Source organism: Deltaproteobacteria bacterium (assembly GCA_020848745.1).
Classification (GTDB): domain Bacteria; phylum Desulfobacterota; class Binatia; order UTPRO1; family UTPRO1; genus UTPRO1.
In genome coordinates, this window is record JADLHM010000018.1 from 1 (window position 1) to 7,395 (window position 7,395).

At 73.6% G+C, this 7,395-nt stretch carries 8 protein-coding genes; 1 reads left to right on the top strand and 7 read right to left on the bottom strand.

Annotated elements, in window-relative coordinates; genetic code table 11:
* Nucleotides 1–551, bottom strand: a 551-nt coding sequence (locus IT293_02280) for a hypothetical protein (protein MCC6763465.1), incomplete at its 3' end; no start/stop codon positions are given.
* 211 nt (nt 552–762) lie between these two features.
* On the opposite strand from IT293_02280, the gene IT293_02285 reads away from it, so the two are divergent.
* Nucleotides 763–1,326, top strand: coding sequence for a phosphatase PAP2 family protein (locus IT293_02285; protein MCC6763466.1), 564 nt, complete (start codon nt 763–765; stop codon nt 1,324–1,326).
* Nucleotides 1,327–1,422: 96 nt separating this feature from the next.
* On the opposite strand, the gene IT293_02290 is transcribed toward IT293_02285, so the two are convergent.
* Genes IT293_02290 through IT293_02315 form a run of 6 tightly spaced genes read right to left on the bottom strand, consistent with a single transcriptional unit; the run spans nt 1,423 to nt 7,367 of the window.
* Nucleotides 1,423–2,079 (bottom strand): SRPBCC family protein, encoded by a 657-nt coding sequence (locus tag IT293_02290; GenBank protein MCC6763467.1) that lies wholly within the window; start codon nt 2,077–2,079, stop codon nt 1,423–1,425.
* Between the two features lie 2 nt (nt 2,080–2,081).
* Nucleotides 2,082–2,726, bottom strand: a complete 645-nt coding sequence (locus IT293_02295) for a nucleotidyltransferase family protein (protein ID MCC6763468.1) — start codon at nt 2,724–2,726, stop codon at nt 2,082–2,084.
* Nucleotides 2,723–3,811, bottom strand: a complete 1,089-nt coding sequence (locus tag IT293_02300) for an XdhC family protein (GenBank protein MCC6763469.1) — start codon at nt 3,809–3,811, stop codon at nt 2,723–2,725. The genes IT293_02295 and IT293_02300 overlap by 4 nt, the downstream gene beginning before the upstream one ends.
* 5 nt (nt 3,812–3,816) lie before the next feature.
* Nucleotides 3,817–4,962 (bottom strand): acyl-CoA/acyl-ACP dehydrogenase, encoded by a 1,146-nt coding sequence (locus IT293_02305; GenBank protein ID MCC6763470.1) that lies wholly within the window; start codon nt 4,960–4,962, stop codon nt 3,817–3,819.
* A gap of 21 nt (nt 4,963–4,983) precedes the next feature.
* Nucleotides 4,984–6,147 carry a CoA transferase gene (locus IT293_02310; GenBank protein ID MCC6763471.1) on the bottom strand — a complete coding sequence of 388 codons (1,164 nt, stop codon included), beginning with the start codon at nt 6,145–6,147 and terminating at the stop codon, nt 4,984–4,986.
* Between the two features lie 38 nt (nt 6,148–6,185).
* Complete coding sequence (locus IT293_02315; protein MCC6763472.1) at nt 6,186–7,367, bottom strand: acyl-CoA dehydrogenase family protein; 1,182 nt, start codon at nt 7,365–7,367, stop codon at nt 6,186–6,188.
* Nucleotides 7,368–7,395 lie beyond the last annotated feature (28 nt).

A 7,395-nucleotide genomic window follows, 5' to 3' on the forward strand; every position in this document is an offset into this window, starting at 1 on the left:
CCGATCCGCCCGAGCGCCTCCGCCGCCGCGGTCGCGATCTCGATCGAATGGTGCCGCAGGAGCCGCGCCAGCACGCCGATCGTGCCGGGATCTCCGATCTCACCGGCAACGACCACCGGCCACAACAACGCGCGCCCCGCCGATGTCAGGCGCGCCCTCGCGAGCAGCGCGACCAGCTCCGTGACGACGTGCGATCCGCGCCGGATCAGCTCCTCCATCTCCGCGCGCGGCATCGCCGGAAAGGACGTGCGCAGCCGCGTCACCAGCGCACGCGTCGTCGCGGAGCGCACCGTCGCGTCGACGGCCGCCGGGGCGGGACGCGGAGCGAGGCCGACGAGCCAGCGGACGGCGTCCTCGCGCTCCGCCACCGTCGCGCGCCGACACCGACGGCGCAACGCCAAGCCGCCGACCGCGGCGAGCCGCCTCGCGCGCTCCGTCCAGCCGCTCACCGTGAACGTCGTCGCCGCGAGCCGCGCCGCCAGTGCATCCCACGAACGACCATACAGGTCCCAGAGAAGGACGAGTCTGACGTCGTCGAGCGAGAGAGTCACGGCTTCATTCTCGGGTCGCGCACCGCAACGCGCGGGCGATCTATGGACGCGACACCGAGCGAGGTCAAGAGAAAATCCTCGCCTCGTCCGAGAAAACTCACACCGACGCGCGCGCCACAGCCCGCCGCGCAATCCCCGCGTATTCCGTTGCGCACTCATCCGCTCGTGGCGGAGCGTGGACCGGGTGAGCAATGCGGGTTAGAGGTGCCGCGTGACCGACGAACCGCGAGGCGGGTCCTGCGCGGCGCGCGCTCGACGGTTCGACGCCCGGCGCGCGCTCCTCGCTCGCGACGCGCGCCTCTCCGCCCGCCTCCGCCGTGCGGGCGATCGCTCGCCGCGGCTGCGCGCGGTCGCGATTCCGTTCGCGCGCTCGGCCGACGGCTGGCCCTGGGTGCTCGCGATCCTCGCGGTCGCCGCCGCCGGCGATCCGCTCGTCCGCCGCCGGGCGCTCGGCGTCGCGGCGGCGGTCCTCGCGACCGGGCTCGTCGTGAAGCTCGGGAAGACGCTCACCCGCCGCGCCCGTCCCGCCGGCGAATGGGGCGCCTCCTACCGCCGCAGCGACCCGCACGCGTTCCCGTCCGGCCACAGCGCGCGCGCCTTCCTGGTCGCCGTTCTCGCCTCCGGCCTCGGATCCGCGTGGCTCGGCGCCGCGCTCGCGCTCTGGGCGACCCTCGTCGCCGCGAGCCGCGTCCTCCTCGGCGTGCACCATCTCTCCGACGTCGTCGCCGGCGCGTGCCTCGGGATCGGCTGCGGGCTCGTGGCGCTCGCGCTGTGAGCGTGTCGTGGACCACGCCCTCGCTCGCGGCCCCCGGCCCGAAGCGCCTCGACGCCCGCTCGCAGCGGATCACGTCGTGCGCGGGCGGCGCCACGCTCAGGCCGGCGTCCGTCCGAAGAGCCGCTGCACGAAGCGACGGATCGCCGCCCAGATGACGCTCCATACGAGCGGGACGATGCGGATCGCCTTCTGCTCGACCTCGGGCCTCGGGAGCGGCGGCGGCAGGACCTCCGGCGTCAGCGCACCGGCCTCCGCGCCGGCGGCCGGTGCCGCCGCCGCGTTCGCCGCGGCGGCGGCCGCGAGCGGCTCGAGATGCCCCTGCACGGCCGACACGAACTGCAGGAAGAGCTGGTGCGACACGCCTTGGATCATGCCGCGGCCGACCTGCATGATCTTGCCGGTCAGGTCGACGCTCGCTTTCGCGACGACCTCGGTGAGGCCGTCGGGCAGCGTCCGCATCTCGGCGATCATTCCCCCCTTGGCCGTGCCGCCCCCGGTCTCGCGCCCTTCGGCCGCCATCTGCACGCGCCGCGCGTTCGCGTCGACCTCGGTGAGGTGGACCTTCCCTTTGTAGCGCGTGGTGATCGCGCCGACCTTGATCTTGACCGTACCGTGGAACGTACGCTCGTCGACGACCTCGTCGAGCTCCGCTCCGGGCATGCAGGGCGCGACCTGCCGGGGGTCGAGGAGGAATCGCCACACGAGCTCGATCGGAGCCCGCACCTGGAACGTCTCGGTGATCTCGATCGCCACGCCTAGAGGCCTCCCGTCTGCGTCATCTGCGCCGCGTCCGTGACGCGTCGATAATCCTCGGGCTCGTCGACGTCGGGCGGCGGCGCCCCCGCGAGCGCGATCTCCCGCAGCCGCTCCGGAGCGCGCGCGAAGAGGACGCGGGCGCCCTGATCACCGGCAAGCGTCGCCGCCTCGGCGAAGAGCTCGCGCCCGAGCACGACCGGGTGTCCGGGACGGGCGGCGCCATCCGCGTCGCGCCAGACCGGCCGCACCGCGGCGGCGTCCGTCGCGCGAAACGCCGCGATCATCGCGTCGACGAGCGCCGCATCGACGCCCGGCTGGTCGCCGAGCAGGACGGCGGCCGCGATGCCCTCCCCGGCGGCGACCGCGCGCACGCCGCATGCGAGCGACGTGCCCTGCCCCGCCGCCCACGCGTCGTTCACGACGACGCGCGCCCGCGCCGGGAGGTCGAGCGCCGCCGCGACCGCGGACGCCTCGTGGCCGAGCACGAGCACGATCTCGGCGAGCGCCGACGCCGCCGCCGCATCGAGGACGTGCTGCAGGAGCGGCCGACCCGCGAGCGCCAGGAGCTGCTTCGGCCGCCCCATGCGGCGCGACCCGCCGGCGGCGAGCACGATGCCGGCGAGCGGCCCCACGCGCCCGCTCACCGCGCGCCCCGCACACGGCGCGCCCGTCCCGCGTCGTGCACGATGCCGTGCTCGCGGAGCGGCCGCGCGTCCCGACCGGCACGCACCGCCAGGATCTCGGCGAGGATCGCGACCGCGATCTCCTCGGGCGTGCGGCTCCCGATGTCGAGGCCGATCGGCGTCCGGATGCGCGCGACGTCGGCGGCGGCCACGCCGGCGGCGGCGAGCGCCCGGCACCGCTTCTCGTGGGTGCGCAGGCTTCCCATCGCGCCCACGTATGCCGCGCCGCCCGAGAGCGCGGCGGCGAGCGCCGGCACGTCGTGCTTGAGGTCGTGCGTCAGGCTGACGACGGCGGCGTCCTCGAGGTCGAGCGCCGCGAGCGCCTTCGCCGGCGCCGCGTGCACGAGCGCGTCCGCGTCGGGAAAGCGCTCCCGCGAGAGGTAGGCGCTCCGCGCGTCGATGACCGTGACGTCCATGCCTACCTGCTTCGCCATGCGCGCGAGGACGATCGCGACGTGGTTCCCGCCGTGCACGACGAGCCGCTCCGGCCTCGGAAACGCCTCGAGGAAGACCGTGCCCGCACCCGGGCCGTCACCGAGCGTGAGCACGCTCACCGCCCGCGAGCCGAGCATCCCGCGCGCCGCCTCGGCCGCCGCGCCGTCGAGCTCCCCGGTGACCGACCCGTCCGCGGCGAGCGCCGCGCACCGCGCCGCCGTCGCCCCCGGCGCGATGGCAACCACGAGCACCACGGGCTCCCGCGCGGCGAGCGCGCGCCGCACGGTCCGCCACGCCGGGGCGTCGCCCCAGGGCTCGATCAGCACCTCGATCTCGGCGCAGGTGAGCCCGACGGCCAGCTCGGAGTCGTCGGCGATCCCGTAACGCACGAGCTCCGGCGCCCCGGTCGCGAGCACGCGCCCCGCCCGTGTCGCGACGTCGCCCTCCACGCAGCCGGCACTCACCGAGCCCGCCATCCGACCGTCCCCGGCAACGAGCATGCGCGCGCCCGGCAGGCGCGGCGCCGATCCGTGCACCTGCACGAGCGTCGCGAGCGCGATCGCCTGTCCTTCCGCCCGCCAGCGATCGAGCGTTTCGAAAAGCTCCCGCATGCGCCTCAGCCCGGGGCGACGCTCCGCCCGGCGAGGGCGGCCGCCGCCACCAGCTCCTCCAGGTAGCGGTCGTCCCAGAACGAGAGCTGGAGCTGCTTGGCGCGCCGGAAGAAGAGCTGGATGTCGTACTCGGTGGTGAACCCGATGCCGCCGTGCACCTGCTGCGCCATCGCCGTCACGTCGCGATAGGTGCGGCAGGCGAAGAGCTTCGCCATCGGCGCGAGCTTGGCGACCGGCCGCCCGGTCGCGAGGGCCCAGGCGGCCTCGTGGACGAGGGTGCGGCCGCCGTCGACCGTCGTCGCCGCGTCGGCGAGATAGTGGGCGATGGCCTGGAAGGCGCCGAGCGGCTTGTCGAACTGATGGCGCGTCTTGGCGAAGTCCACGGTGATCTCGAGCGCGCGCTCCGCCCCGCCCATCGCCTGCGCGGCGAGCAGCACGATCCCTTCGTGCATGACGTCGTTCCAGACACTCCACCCGCCGCGGGCCGCGCCCACGCGCTCGCTCCCGGCGACCGGCACGTCGCGGAACACGACCTCGTACTGCGTGTCGGAGGCGACGGTGTGCTGCTGCGTGAGCGTCACGCCGGGCGCCGTCGGATCGACGAGGTAGAGCTCCACGTCGTCCGCCCCCGCGCCGCTGCGCGCGAGCACGAGCAGCCGGGTCGCCGCCTTCGCGAAGAGGACGTGCCGCTTGGCGCCGGAGAGCCGCACGTCGCCGCCGCTCCCGGTCGTCGCGAGCCGAACGCCCGCCGGTCCGTAGCCGCCGCGCGGCTCGAGCCACGCCGGCGTGAGGATCGCCTCGCCGGACGCGATCTGCGGGAGCCACGCACGCTTCTGCGCCTCGGTGCCCGCGCGCGCGATCACGCCGCCGCAGAGCACCGCCGACACGAAGTGCGGCGACGGCGCGAGCGCTCGGCCGAGCTCCTCGTACACGATCATCGCCTCGAGGACGGACTGGCCGCCGCCGCCATGCGCCTCCGGCACGGTGAGGCCGGTGACCCCGAGCTCGCCGAGCTGCTTCCAGAACGCGGCCGGGAAGCCGATCGGATCGTCCTCCATCCTGCGCACGATCTCGATCGGCGACTGCTCGGCGCACAGGCTCCGCACGGTGTCGCGGAGCATGCGTTGTTCTTCGGTGAAATGGAGGTCCATGTGCGTTCCCGTTCGTGTGGTCTACGCGACGATCCCGTCGCGGCGAAGGTCGGCGATCGCCGCCGCGTCGAGGCCGGCGGCCGCGAGCAGGGCATCGGTGTCGGTCGCGTCCGCCTCCGGCACGCGGTACGCGGGCGCCCGCTCGCATCCCGCGAGCACCGGCGCGAGCTGGCGGAAGCGCCCCCGCGTCGGGTGCTCGGCATCGACGAAGGCGCGGCGCGTGGCGTGTTGCTCCAAGGCGGGCAGCTCGGCGATCTCGCGCACCGGTGCGACGCAGGTGTCGTTGCCCGCGAGGCGGGCGACCCAATCGTCGCGATCGCGGGTCGCGAAGACGCGCCGCAGGTCGGCCCGGATCGCCTCCTGCCGCTCGTCGTCGCGCTGGTGCTTCGCCCACTGCGGAAGCTCGAGGAGACGGCACAGATTCGCCCAGAACTGCGGCTCGATCGCCGCGACCGACAGCCACTTGCCGTCCCGCGTGCGGTAGGCGTCGTAGCAGGCGTAGCGTCCCGTCAGGAGGTCTCCGCCCGGCGCGGGCGCGCGGCCGGTCGCGAGGTGCTCGTCGATGGTGAGGCCCATGAGCGCCAGGACGCCCTCCGCGACCGACACGTCGAGGTAGGCGCCCGTTCCGCCCTGCCGCGCGCGCACGAGCGCCGCGAGGATGGCGATCGCCGCGTGCATGCCGCCGCCCGCGGCGTCGGCGATGGTCGCGCCGGGAAGCGCCGGACCGCCGTCGGCGCGCCGTCCGCTCATCGCGAGGAAGCCGCCGTCCGCGAGGTAGTTGAGGTCGTGCCCGGCCCATGCCGCCTGCGGACCGTCCTGGCCGTAGCCGCTCGTCGAACAGTAGACGATCGCCGGGTTCACGGCGCGCGCGGCCTCCCAGCCGATGCCGAGCCGCGCGACGACGCCCGGCCGGAAGCTCTCGATCACGACCTGCGCCCCGGCCACGAGCGTGAGGAACGCGTCCCTGCCGCGCGGCTGCTTCAGATCGATCTGTACGCGGCGCGTCCCACGGCCCGCGCTGTAGGTGAAGAACGGCGGCTGGATCTGCACGCCCTGCTTCGCCGGCGGCGGCCCCACTTTCACGACCGCCGCGCCGTAGTCCCCGAGGATGCGCGAGCAGCGCGCCGCCGGCCCGACGCTCGCGAGATCGAGCACAGTGACATCGTGGAGGAAGCCGGAGCCCATGATCGACCTACCCCCGGAGCTCATGACCGCGTCGGCACTCAGAAGTTCTTCGGAAGGTCGAGCTTCCGGCGCGCGATGATGTTCTTCTGGATTTCCGAGGCGCCGCCGCCGATCGTGTCGATCACCGTGTAGCGGTAGGTCGACTCGGCGCGGCCGCCCATCGGGGCGCCCTCGGTGCGGACGCGGAGCTGGGCGCCCGGCCCACCGATGTCCATCGACGCGTTCGCGAGCCGGCGCGAGAACTCGGTCGCGTAGAGCTTGTACTCCGACGCCTCGGCGGTGGGCGCCGCGCCACCCGCGAGCGAGGCCGCGACGAAGCGCAGGCCGAGCACGCGCGCCACCTCGGCTTCGGTGGCGAGCCGGGCGATCTTCTGCCGGATCACCGGGTCGTCCCGCAGCGGCACGCCATCGCGCTCTTCCGTCGCCACGTAGTCGAGGAGGAGATCCAGCCGCTGCTGGATCGGCGAGAACGTGAACATCGTGAAGCGCTCGAGGTCGAGCGCCTCGGAGATGTAGTTGAAGCCGCGCCCGCGCTCCCCGACCATGTACTCGTTCGGGACGTACACGTCGTCGAGGAATACCATGTTGGTGATCTCGTCCCCGATGGTCGGCATCGGCGTCACGCTGATGCCGGGCGCCTTCATCGGCACGAGGAACAGGCTGATGCCCTTGTGCTTCGGCGCGTCGGGGTCGGTGCGCGCGCCGACCCAGTACCATTCGGCGAAGTGCGCCGACGTGGTGAAGATCTTCTGGCCGTTCAGCCGCCAGCCGTCGCCGTCGCGCGTCGCCTTGAGCGCCATCGCGGCCGCGTCCGAGCCCGCCTGCGGCTCGCTGTAGCCGACGGCGAACTCGACGTCGTTGTTCAGGATCTTCGGCAGGAACTCGCGCTTCAGCTTCTCGTTCCCGTGGCGCATGAGGGTCTTGCCGACGATGCCGACGCCCTTTCCGATCTGAGGCGCACCGACGGCGGCGAGCCGCTCGTTCAGGAGGTACTCGTAGAGGCCGCCGGTCTCGGAGCCGCCGTGCTCCTTCGGCCAGCTCATGCCGAGCCACCCCGCCTGCCCGATCTTCTTCATGAAGGCCCGACGCTTCGGCGTGTCGCAGATCTGCGCCATGTTCTCGCGGGTGACGTCCATCACTTCGGGGTCGCGGTTGGCCTCGATGAAGGCGTCGACCTTGGCGACGAACTCCTGTTCCGCGTCCGAGAATTCGAAATCCACCGGAAGATCCTCCTGCGAAATGTCGGCC

Excerpts from the sequence above, each read along its gene's own strand:
- IT293_02300 (MCC6763469.1), bottom strand. The coding sequence starts at position 3,811 with ATGCGGGAGCTTTTCGAAACGCTCGATCGCTGGCGGGCGGAAGGACAG.
- IT293_02305 (MCC6763470.1), bottom strand. The coding sequence starts at position 4,962 with ATGGACCTCCATTTCACCGAAGAACAACGCATGCTCCGCGACACCGTG.
- IT293_02310 (MCC6763471.1), bottom strand. The coding sequence starts at position 6,147 with ATGGGCTCCGGCTTCCTCCACGATGTCACTGTGCTCGATCTCGCGAGC.